Below are 16101 nucleotides of genomic sequence, written 5' to 3'. Positions count from 1 at the left end.
GAAGTAGAGCACCTGCAAGTTACGAGGGAGAAATACAGTGGGACTCAAAGGACATTGGTACCGGGGCGGCACCAGCAAGTGCTGGCTCTTCGATGCCAGGGACGTGGCCCTCCACGCCCCCACCCGCGAGGAAATCCCCGCACTGCTGTCAGCCGCTTTCGGCGCAGCGGATGCGCGGCAGCTGGACGGCGTCGGGGGCGGAACGTCCACCACGTCAAAGGCTGCGGTCATCTGGGCAACCCCTGGTGCCGAGGCAGACCTCGACTACCTTTTCGCCCAGGTAGGGATCGGTGACCCCACCGTTGAGCTGGGTTCCAACTGCGGCAACTGCGCCACCGCCATTGCCCTGTTCGCCGTCCAGACGGGCATCGTTCCCGCCCGGGACGGCATGACCAAGGTCCGCATGCGCCACGTCACTTCCGGCGCCGTGCTCAGCGGAGCGGTTCCAACTCCCGGCGGCCACATTCCCAAGTCCGGCCTGGCACGGGTTCCGGGCAGCAGCGCCGCCGGTGTTCCCGTCAGCCTCTCGTTCCACGGCCCCTGGGGCCAGAACACCGGTGCACTCCTGCCTACCGGCAACACCGTGGACCAACTCCAGGTCAACGGCAGGACCCTGGGCGCAACGATGGTGGACGCCGGCGCCCCTGCCGTGCTCCTCGCAGCCGACCAGGCCGGCGTCGATCTTTCCTCAATGACGGACAACCTCACCGCCCAGCTGCCGGACCTCATCGCGGCACGGGCATCAGCCGGCCTCATCATGGGGCTGCGGAAGCCTGAGGATCCGCCGCAGAACGCTGTCCCGAAAGTCGGGGTTGTGGCGCCAGCCGGCGACTACATCACCGCGGACGGAACAACCATCACCGCCGGCAGCCACGACGTGCGGGTGCGGATGCTGTCCATGCTCGCACCCCACCCGGCCATCGGCCTGACCTCAGCCGTGGCAGTTGCCCTTGCATCCTCGCTGCAGTCATCGGTCGTAGCCAACGCAGCAGGCCAATCACCCTCCACCGGCACCGGAACTCCCCGCTTGCTGCGGGTCGGGACGCCCGCCGGCGTGATCACCGCCGAAATCATCACCGATGACACCGGCGCCGTCAGCGAAGTGGCCCTCCACCAGGCAGCCCGCCACATCGCCACCGCAGATATCGACGTGGCCCCGGCCGCCGAGCTGTCTGCCTAAAACCCCTTATCTCTTTGCCCCATCATTAAGGGGCCGCACCAACCAGGAAGTTGTTCAATGAAGATCAAATCCATCCTCGGACACCTGTATGTCCAGGTACTCATCGGAGTCGCCCTCGGCGTCGTTGTGGGCGCACTGTGGCCCGACCTCGGTTCGTCCCTCAAGCCCATCGGCGACGGCTTCGTGAAACTCGTGAAGTTCATGATCGCCCCCATCGTGTTCTGCACCATCGTCGGAGGCATCACCTCGCTGCGGGACACCAAGAAGGTGGGCCCCACCCTGATCCGTTCGCTTGGCCTCTTCTACGCGCTGACGGCACTCGCCCTGGCCCTGGGCCTGGCCGCGGTGACGCTGTTCCAGCCCGGCGCCGGGATGCACATCGATCCCACGCACCTGGACTCCTCGGTGGCGCAGAAGTACACCACGCAACTGCCCAGCAGCAACCCCGTGGACTTCATCCTCAGCATCATCCCCACCACCTTCGTTGGCGCCTTCGCCGACGGTGAGGTCCTGCCCGTGCTGGTCATTGCAATGCTGTGCGGCTTTGCCTTCAGCAAGCTCGGCGCACCGGGCCAGCTGGCCCTGAACGTGGTCAACAGCTTCAACAAGCTGCTCTTCATCATGTTCGGCTACATCATGAAGGTGGCTCCGCTGGGAGCCTTCGGGGCCATGGCCTTCACCGTTGGCAAGTACGGCGCCCACTCCATCGGAAACCTCGGCATGCTGATCCTTGCCTTCTACGCCGCCTGCATCGTCTTCGTGGTGGTCGGCCTGGGCATCCTGGCCAAGGTGACCGGCTTCAGCCTGTGGCAGATCCTGCGCTACTTCAAGGATGAGTTCCTGATCGTCCTGGCCACGTCCTCCAGCGAACCGGTCCTGCCGCGCCTGCTGTCCAAGCTCGAACGGATCGGCTGCGACCGCAGCGTTGTGGGCCTGGTGGTCCCCACCGGCTACTCCTTCAACCTGACCGGAACGGCCATCTACCTCACCCTCGCCTCCATGTTCATCGCCCAGGCCTGCGACATCCACCTCAGCTGGGGCCAGATCCTGCTGATGCTCGGCATGATGCTGCTGACCTCCAAGGGCGCGGCGGGCGTCACCGGAAGTGGTTTCGTGGCCCTGGTGGCGACGCTGACGGTCATGCCCACCCTGCCGGTGGCCGGCGTGGCCCTCATCGTGGGCATCGACCGCTTCATGAGCGAGGCCCGTGCCCTCACCAGCACGGTCTGCAACATCGTCTCCTGCGTGGCAATCGCCAAGTGGCAGGGTGAGCTGGACATGGTCAAGCTCCGCTCCGAGCTCCAGGCGGGCTTCGTGCCCACCGAGGCGGAGAAGGTTCAGCTGGCCGAACCGGCCTTGGCCCACTAACCGGCCGCCAGCCCACCACCATCAGTGTTTGCCCGGGATCCCAGCAGGGGTCCCGGGCAAACCCCTGCAAGGGGTATTACTTCACAATCCGCACGGAAAGGACCCGAGATGAGTGAGCGCCAAACGGAACAGGAAACTGCAGAAGACTGCGACGCCGGCACCTGCTTCTACTGCCAGAGCCCGGAAACCGACTAGCGCCCCAGCCCTGGGGCCACGCCGTCAGCCTGGGCACTGCGAGGCAGGGCGGCAACAGGCCCTAGACCCACTGCTCCCACAGCGTCAGCTGCAGGCTGACGGTCCCGGACGAACCAGCCACAACGGAACCGGCCCCCGCGGAAGGGTCGACGACGGCACCCACCTTGCCGCCGTCGTCGTCCCTTCCAGCAAAAACAGCCAGCCGCATCAGCCGCATCACGCCCGGACCGCCTCAGCAGCCGCATCCGAAGAACGCACCGGCGTCTCCAGGCCAAGGTTTTCCCGCAGGGTGTTCCCGCGGTACTCCGTGGGGTACACCCCGCGTTCCTGCAGCTCCGGCACCAGGTGGTTGACGATGTCGTCCAGTCCGGAGGGAATGAGCCACGGCGAGATGTTGAATCCGTCCACCGCCCCCACCCGCGCGAACTCGGCCAGCTGGTCCGCCACCTCAACATACGAACCCGTGAAGGTGGAATCCACCCGTGCAGTGCGGGAGGTGACGAACTGCCGGATGGACAGCCCCTTGTCCTTGGCCTCGGCCCGCCACTGGTCCGCCAGCTGCCGCGCCTTGGCGCCGTGGAAGCCGCTGCCGCGGGTCTCGGACGTTTCCTCCACCACCGGATCGATCTCCGGCAGCGGTCCGTCCGGATCGTACGACGACAGCTCGCGGCCCCAGAACTGCTCCAGGTAGGCGATGGCCTGCTGCGGGCCGATCTGCAGGCTCCGCACCCACTCCTTCTTCGCCGCCGCCTCCGCAGCGGTGGGCGCCAGGATGAACTCACTGGCCGGCACGATCTGCACGGCGTTGGCACCCCGGCCAGCGGCCAGGGACCGCTCCACGAGGTCCTTGCGGAACTCCACGGCGTCGTCGAACTTGGGGTGCGCGGAGAAAATCACATCAGCCTGCCGGGCGGCAAAGTTGCGGCCCTCGGGCGAGTCGCCGGCCTGGAACAGCACCGGGCGGTACTGGGCGCTACGCGGCAGCCGCGGCGTCACGTCCACCGTGTAGTGCTGGCCCTGGTGCACCACCCGCCGGGCAGGACCGTCCGGGGTTTCCCACGAATCCCAGATCCGCTTGGCCGTCTCCACGAACGCCTCGGCGTGCTTGTACCGGTCAGCGTGGTCAAGGTATCCCCCGCGGCGGAAGTTGGCCCCGGTCCAGGCATTGTCAGTGGTCACGATGTTCCACGCGGCACGCCCGCCCGAGATCAGGTCGAGCGACGCGAGCCGGTGCGCCAGGTCGGCGGGATCGTTGTACGTGGTGTTCTGGGTGGCCACGAGCCCGATGTTTGTGGTCACCGAGGCCAGCGCGGCCAGCATCGTCTGCGCGTCCGGCCGGCCCACCACGTCCAGCGCGTGCGGGCGGCCCAGGTGTTCACGGAGGCGGAGCCCCTCGCCCAGGAAGAACGCGGCGAACAGCCCCCGCTCGGCGGTCTGGGCGATGCGGCGGAACGATTCGAAGTCCGTCTGCGAGCCCGATTCGGCGGCCTTCCAGATGGTGCCGGAGTTCACGCCCTGGAAGAAGACCCCAAACTGGATCTGGCCCGACGGCACAAAGACATCGGATTTAGCACGGTTGTGCTGTGTCACGGTGGTTCCCCTTACTTTCCCGCGCCGGCGGGCGCAGCGGCGTTGGATGCGGCGGTGGCGTAGCGGCTCACCGGGCGTGAAAGCCCCAGCAGGTCGCGGAAGGTGCCGTCCTGCACCACCGGGCGGAGGACTCCGCGGCGGCGCAGTTCCGGCAGGACCAGGCGGCCCAGTTCCTCCAGGTCGACAAAGAGCGACGCCGGGTGCAGGCGCACGCCGTCGGCCTCCTTCAGGAGTTCCGTGAGGAAGTCCGTGAGACCGGCGGCGGAACCGGCGTAGTTAGCACGGCCGGAGCCAAAGCCAGCCACCCGCCCCGCCGCGGCCTGCCCGCGGGAGTCCAGGACGACGTCGAGCTCGGCGACCACTGCAACGCCGGCAGCCACCCGGGACCGCACATCGCGGACCTCTGCCGCCAGCAGTTCGGCGGCAGGTGCGGACACCAGGACGGCATCCACGGCGTCCGCGGGAACCTCCCCCAGCAGGGACGCGGGCGCCAGCACGGGCAGCTGCCCCTGCAGCGGCCGCGGAATGATGGACGGTCCCTTCACGGAATAGCCGGCGCCGGCAAAATCGGCACGAGTCTCGAAATCGACCGCCGTATCAAAATCGACATAGTGCAGCTTGTCCACGTCGATGTACCGGCCGGTGGCCACGTCGCGGATCACGGCGTCGTCCTCCCACGAATCCCACAGCCGCCGGGACACCTCGATGGACGCCGCGGCCTCCTGACCCAGTGCAGCGCCGGTCACGGACGGGCGTCCGACGGCGGCAGCAGCCTCCGGCGATTCGGCTGCCGTCACGATCCACCCGGCCCGGCCGCCGGACACGTAGTCCAGGCTGGCCAGCTGGGTGGAGATGTGGAACGGCTCGGTGTAGACGGTGTCCACCTCGGGTACCAGGGCGATGGTCCGGGTGGCGGGCCCGGCGAAGGCCGCCCGCTGCAGCGCGTTGGCGCGGACCGTAGCGGCTGCGTCGGTGAAGGTTGCTGCATGGAAGCCCGCGGACTCTGCTGCCAGCACGGCCCGGGTGAGGTGCGCGCCGTCCCAGCCGGCGCCGTCGAGCTCAAGGGCAAGGAACCCTCCCTGGCGGGTTGAAGAGATGCTCACTGCTGGTCCTGACGTTCGTAGGGAATCTTCTCGCCGGCCTCGATGGCCACCGGCAGCCGGTTTTCCGCCGGCGGCAGCGGGCAGGTGGCCAGGTCCGTGTACGCGCACGGCAGGTTCACGGCCCGGTTGAAGTCCAGCAGCACGGACCCGTCTGCGGCCGGCACTACGGACAGCGAGCGGTTGGCGGCATAAGTGGTCTTGCCGGAGGTCTGGTCTGTGAACAGCACGGACAGGGCGCCGGGGGCGTGGCCGTTGAATGCGGTCAGCGCCAGCTCCCGGCCGGCCAGCTTGAAGCGGATCTCGCCCGGCGCCTCATACACATGCTGGATGCCCTCGACGGCGGCGCCCACCGTGGTGGACCTCGGCGCCTCGAACGGCACATAGGTTCCGCGCACGGCATACGCGGCATCGGGCGAGTAGGCGGGCGTGCCCTGGTAGGCCTGCAACAGCGGGTTTTCCGGATGACGGGGCCGGACGATGTATTCGCCGCCGCGCTTGGCCAGCTCAATGACGGTCTCGCCGGACACCAGGTTGATGCCGCCGCGCTCCTCGATGGGGCCAAGCTCAACGGTGGCCCCGGACGCAGTGTTCAGCTCCCTGCCGTCCTGCTGCAGGCTGTCGCCCGGCTCCAAAAGGACGCGGACGACGTCGGCCGCCACGCTCCAGGTGCCCGGGGCGCCTTCCAGCCGGGCGGGTTCGCTGCCCAGCCAGTGCAGGTGGGTCACCGCCAGGAAGCCGTGCGGGTGGGCGCGGTGCTGTTCGTGGGCGGCGTGCCATTCTTGCCAGTCGGCGTCGAAGGATTCGAGGGCGGTTCCGGTGGATTGTGCGGTCATGATGCCTTCCCTGACGGGGCCGCGCCGGCCGATGCCTGCGTGGCCGCGAAGTTCTCTTCGGTGATGGTCTTGGATTCCGGCAGCGCTTCCTCGGACAGGCCCCAGCGCTCCAGCACCTTGCCGTAGGAGCCGTCCTTGATGACGGCATTGAGGGCCTCGGAAATGACCGGTGCCAGCCCGTTGCCGCGGAGGGTGGTGGCGGCCACCAGGGTCTCGGAGGGCCAGCCGGCATTGACCTTGCCCACCACCTTCAGGTCGTCCCGGGTGTTCTCGCGGTACACGGTGGACGGGTAGGGGGCGATGTTCAGGTCCGTCCGGCCGGAGGACAGCGCCAGGATGGTGTCCGCGTCGGAGGAGTAGTACTGCAGCGTGGCCGGCGCTTTGCCCTTGCCCTCGAGCTCCTTGTTCCACGCCAGCAGGATCTTTTCCTGGTTGGTGCCGGACCCCACGGAGATCTTCAGGCCGGAGATGTCGTCCGCCCCCTTGATGCTGTGCGTGGAGGACTTTTTGGCCTCGAAACCCATGTACGCGGCCCGGTAGCTGGCGAAGTCGAACAGCTTCACCCGGTCCTTGTTCACGCCCACGTTGGAGAACACAGCCTCAAAGTCGCCGGACTGGGTCTTCAGCGGCCAGTTCTCCCAGGACGTCACCTGCACGTCCAGCTCCAGGCCCAGCTTGTCCGCCACCAGCTGGGCGATGTCCAGTTCGGAGCCGATCGGCGTCTTGTCGTCGGTGGCGTGGAAGGACAGCGGGATGGACCCGGCGGTGGTGGCCACCGTCAGCTTGCCGTCCTTGCCGATCAGCCCGGGGACCTTGGCGGCGAGCGCCGCGTCCGTCTCGCCCCGGATCCGCTGCTGGTCCGGTGAGGTGTTGTAGACCACGCCGTTGCGTGCCGCCGTCGTCTGCGCTCCTCCGCTGGCGTTGCCGGCGGCGGAGGCGCCGGGGTCGGCGCAGCCGGCGAGCGCGGCAGTGCCAAGGAGTGCGGTGCCGAGGAGTACGACGGCGGGACGCGCCGCGAGGGCGCGGCTGCGGCGGAGGCCGCGGGTGGGGAAAGCCATGGGGTGGTCCTTAGATGTTGAAGGCCGGTTCCAGCACCTTGGAGAAGAAGCTCCGGGTGCGCGGTTCCTGGGGGTTGCTGAAAATTTCCTTGGGGGTGCCCTGTTCCACGATCTGGCCCTGGTCCATGAACACCACGGTGTCCGCCACGTCGCGGGCAAAGCCCATCTCGTGCGTGACGATGATCAGCGTGGTGCCGGACGTGGCCAGTTCGCGGATCACGTCCAGCACTTCGTTGACCAGTTCCGGGTCCAGGGCGGAGGTGGGCTCGTCGAACAGCAGGATCTTGGGGTCCAGGGCCAGGGCCCGGGCGATGGCGACGCGCTGCTGCTGGCCGCCGGAAAGCTGGCGGGGGTAGGCGTCCGCCCGGTCCTCGAGCCCCACGCGGTCCAGCAGTTCCAGGCCGCGGCGGCGGGCCGCCTCCCTGGACCGCCCCTGCGCCACGACGGGTGCTTCCGCCACGTTCTCCAGGGCAGTGAGGTGCGGGAACAGGTTGAAGTTCTGGAACACCATGCCGATGTCGGTGCGCTGTTTCAGGATCTCCTTTTCCCGCAGCTCGTGCAGGCGGTCGCCGCGGAGTCTGTAGCCCACCAGCTGTCCGTCGATGGTGATGTGGCCGCCGTCCACCTTTTCCAGGTGGTTGATGGTGCGCAGCAGGGTGGATTTTCCGGAGCCGGAGGGGCCTACGATCACGGCCACCCCGCCCGGTTCCACGGTGAGGCTGACACCTTTGAGGACTTCGGTGGCGCCGAAGGATTTGCGGACGCCGGTGATTTCCACCAGGCCGCGGGTGGCTGTGGGGGCGGTAAGGGTCTCAGTCATCAGGGGTTCCTCCGGGTGGGCACCGCCGCGTGGGTGGCGAAGAATTTACGGGCCTTCTGCAGGGGCGTCAGCGGCAGGCTCCGCACCGCGCCCCTGGAGTAGTGCCGTTCGATGTAGTACTGGAAGACGCTCAGCACGGAGGTGATCACGATGTACCAGAGCGTGGCCACCAGCAGCAGCGGCAGGACCTGCTGGGTGCGGTTGTAGATGACCTGGACGGTGTAGAACAGCTCCGAGTAGGCCAGCACGTAGACGATCGAGGTGCCCTTGACCAGGCCGATGATCTCGTTGAACGCGGTGGGCAGGATGGCGCGCATGGCCTGCGGCAGCACGATCCGCGTAGAGCGGCGCCAGGCCGGGATGCCCAGGGCGGCTGCGGCCTCCAGCTGTCCCTGGTCCACGGACAGGATGCCGCCGCGGATGATCTCAGCCGAGTAGGCGGCCTGGTTCAGGGTCAGGCCCAGCACTGCTGCCGCAAACTGGCTGATCAGTGTGGTGGTCTGGACCTCGAAGAACCGGACGTCCGTGAACGGGATCCCCAGGCTGATCTTCTCGTACAGGTAGCCCAGGTTGTACCAAAGGAGCATCTGCACCAGCAGCGGCGTGGACCGGAAGATCCAGGAGAACGTCCAGGACACGGACACCAGCAGCGGCGACGCCGAGAGCCGCATCAGCGCCAGGATGAAGCCGAGCACGAACCCCAGGACGCCGGAGATGGCGGTCAGCTTCAGCGTTTCCAGCAGGCCGTTGACCACGGACTGGGCCGTGAACCACTGCGCCACCACGCCCCACTCCCAGCGCGGGTTGGTGGCCAGCGACCATGCCACGGCCAGGACACCCAGGGCGACGACGGCAGTCCCCACCCAGCGCCACGGATGCTTGGCGGCCACCACGCGGTACGACGAATAGTCCGCGGGGACCCGTTCCGGGACGCCGGCCCTGCCCGGTGGCGCTGCCGGTGGCACCGCCGGTGACGCTGCCGCGGGCTGTTCCTGTTGCGGCTGTGCCGGTTGCGGCTGCTTTGACTGCGCCACCCTGGTTGCTGAACTCACGGGGCCACCTCACTTCTCATTCCTGGACTGGAGCCGGACTGCCCGGCGTCGGGGCGGCTCGCCCCGGGGTGCTGGCTGCAAATCTAGGACCGGCCGGAACGGGCCAGCAAGGCGCATGGTTGCAATACTTCACGGGGCTTCGCACGGCGTCATGAGTCGGTTTTTTGCGTCCCTTAACGCGCCGTGACGCGGAGTTAACGGCCGTGACCAGGTGCTCGACCGCCGTCGTCACGGCTGCCTAGCATGGGCACTCCGACGGCCACTTCCGCGCCGTCCCCGCACCCACTCGCCGTCAGGAGAGCCCATGCCAGCCACCATCCCGGCCATCGTCTTCATCGGCGGCGGGCCGCGCACGGCGGGTGTGCTGGAACGGATCGCCGCCAACCGGCCGGACGTCTTCGCCGGGCCGCTGCAGATCCACGTGGTGGAGCCGCACATCCCGGGCTCGGGCCGCATCTGGCGGTACGACCAGGACCCCGGGCTCCTCCTCAACTCCATGGCCGCGGACATCACCATGTTCACGGACCAGTCGGTGGACTGCCAGGGCCCCGCCGCACCGGGTCCGGCGCTGGCCGAATGGGCCGCCGGCGTCCTGGACGCCTCCATCATCGACGTCCCGGATTTTCCCCAGCCGCTGTGGGACCAGCTGCGGTCCCTGACCGGCACCACCTTTCCCACCCGCCAGCTGCAGAGCCAGTACCTGGAGTGGTTCTTCCGCCGCGCCGCCAGGTCCCTGGGCCGCAGCGTCACGGTCCACCGGACCACCGCCGTGGGCATTACGGAACTGAAAGGCGGCGGCCACCAGGTTGGGCTGGCCAACGGCCGGACCCTGCACGCGGACATCGTGGTGACCGCCCTGGGCCACACCGATTCCCTCCCGGACGCCGTGTCCGCCGGCTTCACGGACTTCGCCGCCCGGCACGGCGGCTGCCACGCGGCACCCAGCTACACCACCGACGTCGACTACTCCCCCATTGCCCCCGGACAGGACGTCATCGTCGCCGGGATGGGCCTGGCGTTCGTGGACCTGCTGGTCCTCCTGATGGAAGGGCGCGGCGGCAGGTTCCAGGAAATGTCCGACGGCGGGCTGCGCTACCTTCCGTCCGGACGGGAACCGGTGCTGTGGGCCGGCTCCCGGCGGGGAGTGCCGTACCACTCCAAGATTTCCGCTGCCCTCCGGGGGCAGGCTCCCGGGCCGTTGCGGTTCTTTACGGCCGCCGCCGTGGATGCGCTGCTGCAGCAGCATGGCGAGCTGGACTTCCACCGGCATCTCTGGCCCCTGATCGCCAAGGAAGCCGGCTACTACTATTACCGCGAGCTTCTGACCGGAAGCCCTGAACGCGCTGCCATGGGCTGGGACGGGTTCGCCGCCGCCTATGCGGGACTGGACTGGTACAGCCCCGGGCGGAAAGACCTGGTGGCCGCAGCGGTCCCTGACGCCGGCCTGCACCTGGACCTGGAGCGGCTGGACCGCCCCTTCGACGGCCGCCGCTTCAGCGATCACGCGGAAGTCCAGGACGCGGTGGCCGGATACATCGAGCAGGACCTGGCTCTGCGGGACAGCCCTGACCACCCCGAAACCCTTGCCCTGTTCCTGGCCCTGCTGCACGTCTATATGGAGGTGGGGCGCATAGTCCCGCCCGAGCGGCTGAACGCACGCTCGCAGCAGGTCATCCACGGCTGGTGGCACGGCTTCTTCAGCTTCGTGGACTCCGGTCCGCCGCCGCACCGGCTCCGCCAGGTCCTGGCGCTGCACCGGGCCGGCCTGCTGCAGTTCCTGGGTCCCGGCCTCCAGGTCTCCGCCGATGAGGCCATGGGGCTTTTTGTTGCTTCGTCCGCCCAGTCCGGGGTGACCGTCACGGCGAAGGCCCTGATCGAGGCGCGGCTGCCGGCCACGTCCGTGGCCCGCTCGCTGAACCCCGTGCTCGCCTCGCTGCACGGGAGCGGCCTGGGCAGCGAGCAGCAGCTGCTGACCTCCGACGGCATCCACTCCACCGGGAAACTCCTGGTCTCCCCGCAGCACCAGCTGGTGGGGGCCGGCGGCAAGCCGCACACCGCCCTTTTCGGCGTCGGCCCGGGAACGTCGGGCTGGGGCGCGGGCGCCTTTGCCCGGCCCAACACGAACGCCGCGCCGTTCCGCGAGAACGATGCCCTGGCCCGGACCATCCTCCGCGCTGCCCGCGGCGTGGCTGCCGGGGATGTGTCTGCCCCGGCCGCCATGACTCCGGAACCAGCCGCCGCCGGACAGAACTGACCGGCAACAATAACGACCAGTGACAAGGAATAACCAGTGACCGCAGAACCACACCTTCGTCCCAGGCCGCTTGATCCCGCCAGCCTGGTGGTCCTCAGCCTGCCCATGCACGATCCGCGCGTCCGGCCGCTCCTGGACGAGCTCGCCGTCGAATACGACACCCGCTACGGGGACCTGTTCGGCCGCACGGCTGCCGCAGAGGAACTGAACCGCTACCCCGCCGCGGAATTCGAGGGACCGCACGGAGCCCTCCTGGTCATCCAGGAGGACGGCGAGTCGATCGCCGGCGGCGCGTTCCGCCGGTATGACGAAACCACCGCGGAACTGAAGCGGATCTGGACGCACTCGGCCCACCGCCGTCGTGGTCTGGGCCGGCTGGTGCTGGCCGAGCTGGAAGCCCTGGCTGCCGCCCGCGGCTACACCCGGCTGTACCTCACCACGGGCCCGCGGCAGCCCGAAGCCAAGGACCTTTACCTCGCCAGCGGCTACCAGGCACAGTTCGACCTCGACGCCGATCCGGAAACCATCGGACCGCTGGCGTTCACCAAGGAGCTCGCCCCGGTTCCGCGGAATTCCCGGCGGGACTGACCGCCCGGCCACCGCCGCATCCGGGGCCGCCGCGGTTATGCTGGCGCCATGGCCTCCAAAACCACAGCAGAGAAGCTTGCCACCATCCAGAAGGGCTACACGCTCGAAGGCGCCACCATCGAGCTGGGGGCCGCCATCATCGACGGCGAGCTCCACAAGGACGCGCCGGTGCGGCTGCCGCTGGCCATGATGAACAGGCACGGGCTGGTGGCCGGCGCCACCGGAACGGGCAAGACCGTCACCCTGCACATGATGGCCGAACAGCTGTCCACAGCCGGCGTCCCCGTCTTCCTGGCCGACATCAAGGGCGACCTTTCCGGCCTGGCGACTGCCGCCGCCGGCAGCGACAAGCTCACCGCGCGCACGCAAAGCATCGGCCAGCCGTGGCAGGGCAAGGCGTTTCCGGTGGAGTTCCTGGCGCTGGGCGGGGACGGCAACGGTGTTCCTGTGCGCGCCACCGTGTCCTCGTTCGGGCCCATCCTGCTCTCGCGCATCATGGAACTGAACGACACGCAGGAATCGAGCCTGCAGCTGGTGTTCTATTTTGCGGACAAGAACGGCCTGGAGCTGATCGACCTCAAGGACCTCCGCGCCGTCATCCAGTTCCTCACCTCGGACGAGGGCAAGGACCGGCTGGAGGAACTGGGCGGGCTGTCCAAGGCGACCGCCGGGGTGATCCTCCGCGAACTGGTGGGCCTCGAGGCGCAGGGGCTGGAAAAGTTCTTCGGTGAGCCGGAGTTCGATACCGCCGAGCTGCTGCGCACCGCCCCCGACGGCCGCGGCGTGGTCACCTGCCTGGAGCTGCCCACCCTGCAGACCAAGCCCATGCTGTTCTCCACCTTCCTGATGTGGCTGCTGGCGGACCTGTTCGAGGACCTTCCGGAGGCCGGCGACCTGGACAAGCCCAAACTCGTGTTCTTCCTGGACGAGGCCCACCTGCTGTTCAACGGGGCCAGCAAGGCCTTCCTGGACGCCATCACCACCACCGTCCGGCTCATCCGGTCCAAGGGGGTGGGCATCTTCTTCGTCACCCAGACACCCAAGGACGTCCCCGCCGACGTCCTGGGCCAGCTGGCCAACCGGGTGCAGCACGCCCTCCGCGCGTTCACCCCCGAGGACGCCAAGGCGCTCAAAGCCACGGTGTCCACGTTCCCGGTCAGCGACTACGACCTCGAAGAGACCCTCACCTCAGCGGGTATCGGCGAGGCCGTCACTACCGTCATGAATGAAAAGGGCGCGCCCACGCCGGTGGCCCTCACCCGGCTCCGGGCACCCGAGTCCTTGATGGGCCCCAGCGAGGAGACCCTGGTGCGCAGCACGGTGGCCGGTTCCGCGCTGCTGGGCAAGTACGGAACAGCGGTGGACAACCCCTCCGCCTACGAAAAGCTCACCGGCAAGGCGGCCGCGCCCACGGGTCCGGCGGCCGACACCCCGGCCGGGGAACCTGCGGCGCCCGCCGGCTACGACGTGGACGCCGAAGCCCGCCGGATCGAGGAGGAAATCCTGGGCCGGCCCAGCAGCAGGCCGCCGCAGGCCCCGGTTCCCACGCAGGATCCTGAACCCCAGTACGGCGGCGCGGAGGACGGGGAGGCGAGTGAAACGCCACGGCGGGCCAAGGCCCCCCGGGCACCGCGGTCCCGGCAGCCGCAGTCGCGGGAGCCCGAGCCGCAACCGGGCGGCATGATGGGCGACCTCGGCGGAGTGCTCGGCGGCGCCCTGGGCGGCGGACTCAAGAGCATGGCACGGTCCATGGGCACCCAGTTGGGGCGCGAACTGCTCCGCGGCGTGTTCGGCACATCGTCCCGGCGCCGCCGCCGCTGACCTTGCCGCGCCCACCCTGCAACGGGTGTCCCGGGAACCGCCAAGGCTCGTGTCAATGCCGGCCCGGCCACCCGCCGTCGGGCATTAACCGGGTGTTGCCCGGCAAGATAGGGGGGACGCCAACTTTAGTGTGCGTCCGCACTGCCGTTACTGTAAGGAACGTGCAGATGAGTCAAGCGTTGGTGAGGATCGCGGCCGGATGGCTGCTGGGCCTCATGCTTGCCATCGCCGGAGCCATCGTGGCCATCAACGTTGTGAACAACACCGTGGCCAGCCCGCAGCAGCCGGTACGGGAATACCTGGATGCTTTGAGGAGCGGAGACGGCGGGCGTGCACTCGGACTCCTGCGGGCCGCGGTCCCGCCCAGCAATGCTGCAATGCTGGATGGCCCCGGGCTGCAGACGGCGGCGTCCCGTGTAGCGAACATCAAGATCGGCGACCCTGAGGAACGTCCGAACAACCAGGTCACGGTGCCCCTGGAGTACACCATCGACGGCAGCCGGCTGCACACTGACTTCCTCCTGCAGAAGACCGGCACCGAGTGGCTGTTCTTCAACACCTGGGCGTTTGTCCCGTCCCGGCTGCCCACCGTTGATATCACCGTGGTCAACGGCAACGAGGCTGACGTCAACGGCGTCCCGGTCAATATGCCCAACGGCCGCAACTCCTTTGCCGTGTTCTACCCGGGCGAATACGAGGCGTCCCTGGACGGACAGTACTTCTCGGCACCCGCCACCAGGGCCACCGTCACCTCCAAGGACGCCCCGGTGGCGCCCCTCAACCTGTTGACCCAGGCCACGGACAAGCTGAAGAACGACGTTGCAGCCAAGATCCGGGAGTTCCTGGACGGCTGCGCGGCGGAGGCCGTCAAGGAACAGAAGCTCCAGCCGGACTGCCCCTTCTACTACACCAGCAACAACAGGGTCCAGGACGGCACCATCCGGTGGACCGTGACCAAGTACCCGGGTGTATCAGTGGAGCCGTTCGACGGCCGCTGGGTGGTGGCGCCCCTGGACGGCAAGGCCAAGGTGGAGGCGCTCCAGCAGAACTCGTTCACCGGGGCCTGGTACCCGCTGGACGCAGAGGTGGACTTCAGCTTCACCACCCGCCTGGACGTCTCCGGCGACACCGTCAAGGTCACCCCGATGCTGAGCTTCTAGGCCCTGCTTCCAAAGTGGCCCAGTTTTGGTCCCATAGTTGACGTGCTGCCTGGAGTTTTAGACCCAGTCCTGTCGAAAACTGGGCTGGTTCGGCTGCGGCCACCGCAGCGAACCCCGCGCCAGCACCTCCCTCACCTGCGCCAAGACGGACTCCGGCGCGTAAACCACATCGTCGTAGAAGAATCTGAGCACGGGCAGGCCCCGACGTATTGCGGCGTTATCCCTGCGGCGGTCCTTCTTGTATTGCCGTGGCTCCATGTGGAAGGCGATTCCATCGATCTCGACGATGAGGAATCCCTCCAGGAGGAAGTCCACACGTCCTATTCCCTCGATCCACACTTGCGTCTCCGTGGCTATCCCGGCATCCCTGAACAGCACCCGGGCCAGGGTTTCCAGGAGGGAGTCCGCGCCACGATCAACCTTGGACAGAACCTGCCGCGCCTTGCCGCATCGATTGCCATCCAAGAGGCGGAAGAGATGGCCGGGCTCAATGTCTCCGCGGTTATAAGCGCATTCCACCATGACCACGGATTCGAGTTCCGGCAGGCACAGCAGCGCGTGGAGCAGGACGTCGGGCAGTGCTGCAAGCGTCCTGTGCTGCGGCTGCTGGGTCAGGGGAAGCCTGTGGCTGACACATCGGGCTGCACTCCGCCCATTGCTGTGCCAGTAATGGGGCGTCGCGGCGGAACGCAGCTGCCATAGGCCGTATTTCGGGGCTGCGGAGGCACATGTCAGGAGACCGCGGGCCCTGCCGGCAGCCATCAGCTCCGGATCAGCGCCCGCCACGGCCAAGACGCCCCGCTCCAGGCGTACCACCCGGCCGCTCCGGACCGCCCGCCGAAGCGCCGTTTCCGTAGCCCCTGCGGCCAGCACGTCACGCCGCAGCAGTACTCCCCCGGCCGACCTGAGGATCTCTGTAGGGTCCATGTGGCCACAATGCCTGCCTGCCCTGGCCTGCGGCAGAAGTAACGGAGGCTATGTGGACAACGGCGCGTCCAGACTGGCCCAGTTTTCGGGGAGCAGAGACAGGACTGGCCCGGTCTTCAGGGCACGACGCTCTGGAAACCGGGCCAGTTCAT

Annotated in this window: 14 protein-coding genes; 6 read left to right on the top strand and 8 right to left on the bottom strand. The window is 68.1% G+C overall.

The annotated features are described in order from the left end of the window. Positions 1-37 precede the first annotated feature (37 nt). Together AC3ANU_RS03355 and dctA are read left to right on the top strand one after the other, a co-directional pair. Positions 38-1180, top strand: coding sequence for a PrpF domain-containing protein (locus tag AC3ANU_RS03355; protein ID WP_488315437.1), 1143 nt, complete (start codon positions 38-40; stop codon positions 1178-1180). Positions 1181-1237: 57 nt separating this feature from the next. Next, complete coding sequence (gene dctA / locus AC3ANU_RS03350) at positions 1238-2548, top strand: C4-dicarboxylate transporter DctA (RefSeq protein ID WP_134164971.1); 1311 nt, start codon at positions 1238-1240, stop codon at positions 2546-2548. Positions 2549-2804: 256 nt separating this feature from the next. On the opposite strand, the gene AC3ANU_RS03345 is transcribed toward dctA, so the two are convergent. Genes AC3ANU_RS03345 through AC3ANU_RS03315 form a run of 7 tightly spaced genes read right to left on the bottom strand, consistent with a single transcriptional unit; the run spans position 2805 to position 9112 of the window. Beyond that, positions 2805-2963 carry a hypothetical protein gene (locus tag AC3ANU_RS03345; RefSeq protein ID WP_488316018.1) on the bottom strand — a complete coding sequence of 53 codons (159 nt, stop codon included), beginning with the start codon at positions 2961-2963 and terminating at the stop codon, positions 2805-2807. Continuing rightward, complete coding sequence (locus AC3ANU_RS03340) at positions 2960-4333, bottom strand: NtaA/DmoA family FMN-dependent monooxygenase (protein WP_488315436.1); 1374 nt, start codon at positions 4331-4333, stop codon at positions 2960-2962. Before AC3ANU_RS03340 ends, AC3ANU_RS03345 begins: the two co-directional genes overlap by 4 nt. Before the next feature lie 11 nt (positions 4334-4344). Continuing rightward, a complete protein-coding gene (locus tag AC3ANU_RS03335; protein WP_488315435.1) occupies positions 4345-5436 on the bottom strand; it encodes an LLM class flavin-dependent oxidoreductase in 1092 nt (363 codons plus the stop codon). Then, positions 5433-6269 (bottom strand): DUF1684 domain-containing protein, encoded by an 837-nt coding sequence (locus AC3ANU_RS03330; RefSeq protein WP_488315434.1) that lies wholly within the window; start codon positions 6267-6269, stop codon positions 5433-5435. Before AC3ANU_RS03330 ends, AC3ANU_RS03335 begins: the two co-directional genes overlap by 4 nt. Beyond that, positions 6266-7327: an ABC transporter substrate-binding protein gene (locus tag AC3ANU_RS03325; RefSeq protein WP_488315433.1), complete on the bottom strand. Its 1062-nt coding sequence runs from the start codon at positions 7325-7327 to the stop codon at positions 6266-6268. The genes AC3ANU_RS03330 and AC3ANU_RS03325 overlap by 4 nt, the downstream gene beginning before the upstream one ends. A 10-nt stretch (positions 7328-7337) precedes the next feature. Next, on the bottom strand, positions 7338-8147 hold the full coding sequence (locus AC3ANU_RS03320; protein WP_488315432.1) for an amino acid ABC transporter ATP-binding protein: 810 nt from the start codon (positions 8145-8147) through the stop codon (positions 7338-7340). Further along, positions 8147-9112 (bottom strand): amino acid ABC transporter permease, encoded by a 966-nt coding sequence (locus AC3ANU_RS03315; RefSeq protein ID WP_051081460.1) that lies wholly within the window; start codon positions 9110-9112, stop codon positions 8147-8149. Before AC3ANU_RS03315 ends, AC3ANU_RS03320 begins: the two co-directional genes overlap by 1 nt. Before the next feature lie 391 nt (positions 9113-9503). Between AC3ANU_RS03315 and AC3ANU_RS03310 the strand changes: the two genes are divergently transcribed. The 4 genes from AC3ANU_RS03310 to AC3ANU_RS03295 all read left to right on the top strand — a co-directional run bounded on the left by AC3ANU_RS03310 (position 9504) and on the right by AC3ANU_RS03295 (position 15022). Further along, a complete protein-coding gene (locus tag AC3ANU_RS03310; RefSeq protein WP_488315431.1) occupies positions 9504-11453 on the top strand; it encodes an FAD/NAD(P)-binding protein in 1950 nt (649 codons plus the stop codon). Positions 11454-11489: 36 nt separating this feature from the next. Then, positions 11490-12041, top strand: coding sequence for a GNAT family N-acetyltransferase (locus AC3ANU_RS03305; protein ID WP_488315430.1), 552 nt, complete (start codon positions 11490-11492; stop codon positions 12039-12041). Between the two features lie 48 nt (positions 12042-12089). Further along, complete coding sequence (locus AC3ANU_RS03300; RefSeq protein ID WP_488315429.1) at positions 12090-13862, top strand: helicase HerA-like domain-containing protein; 1773 nt, start codon at positions 12090-12092, stop codon at positions 13860-13862. A 167-nt stretch (positions 13863-14029) separates the two neighbouring features. After that, positions 14030-15022, top strand: a complete 993-nt coding sequence (locus tag AC3ANU_RS03295; RefSeq protein WP_196804800.1) for a hypothetical protein — start codon at positions 14030-14032, stop codon at positions 15020-15022. Positions 15023-15079: 57 nt separating this feature from the next. Here AC3ANU_RS03295 and AC3ANU_RS03290 read toward each other — a convergent pair whose 3' ends face one another. Next, positions 15080-15949 (bottom strand): type IV toxin-antitoxin system AbiEi family antitoxin domain-containing protein, encoded by an 870-nt coding sequence (locus tag AC3ANU_RS03290; RefSeq protein ID WP_488315428.1) that lies wholly within the window; start codon positions 15947-15949, stop codon positions 15080-15082. Positions 15950-16101: the final 152 nt, after the last annotated feature.

It is taken from the genome of Arthrobacter sp. SDR-2R (assembly GCF_057747955.1).
Note: the sequence above shows the minus strand (reverse complement) of the source record. Positions and strands in the feature narration are given on the sequence as shown.

What these genes read in the sequence shown, in the direction of transcription:
- dctA (WP_134164971.1), top strand. Translation starts at nt 1,238, where the DNA reads ATGAAGATCAAATCCATCCTCGGACACCTGTATGTCCAGGTACTCATC.
- AC3ANU_RS03330 (WP_488315434.1), bottom strand. Translation starts at nt 6,269, where the DNA reads ATGACCGCACAATCCACCGGAACCGCCCTCGAATCCTTCGACGCCGAC.
- AC3ANU_RS03325 (WP_488315433.1), bottom strand. Translation starts at nt 7,327, where the DNA reads ATGGCTTTCCCCACCCGCGGCCTCCGCCGCAGCCGCGCCCTCGCGGCG.
- AC3ANU_RS03320 (WP_488315432.1), bottom strand. Translation starts at nt 8,147, where the DNA reads ATGACTGAGACCCTTACCGCCCCCACAGCCACCCGCGGCCTGGTGGAA.
- AC3ANU_RS03310 (WP_488315431.1), top strand. Translation starts at nt 9,504, where the DNA reads ATGCCAGCCACCATCCCGGCCATCGTCTTCATCGGCGGCGGGCCGCGC.
- AC3ANU_RS03300 (WP_488315429.1), top strand. Translation starts at nt 12,090, where the DNA reads ATGGCCTCCAAAACCACAGCAGAGAAGCTTGCCACCATCCAGAAGGGC.
- AC3ANU_RS03295 (WP_196804800.1), top strand. Translation starts at nt 14,030, where the DNA reads ATGAGTCAAGCGTTGGTGAGGATCGCGGCCGGATGGCTGCTGGGCCTC.
- AC3ANU_RS03290 (WP_488315428.1), bottom strand. Translation starts at nt 15,949, where the DNA reads ATGGACCCTACAGAGATCCTCAGGTCGGCCGGGGGAGTACTGCTGCGG.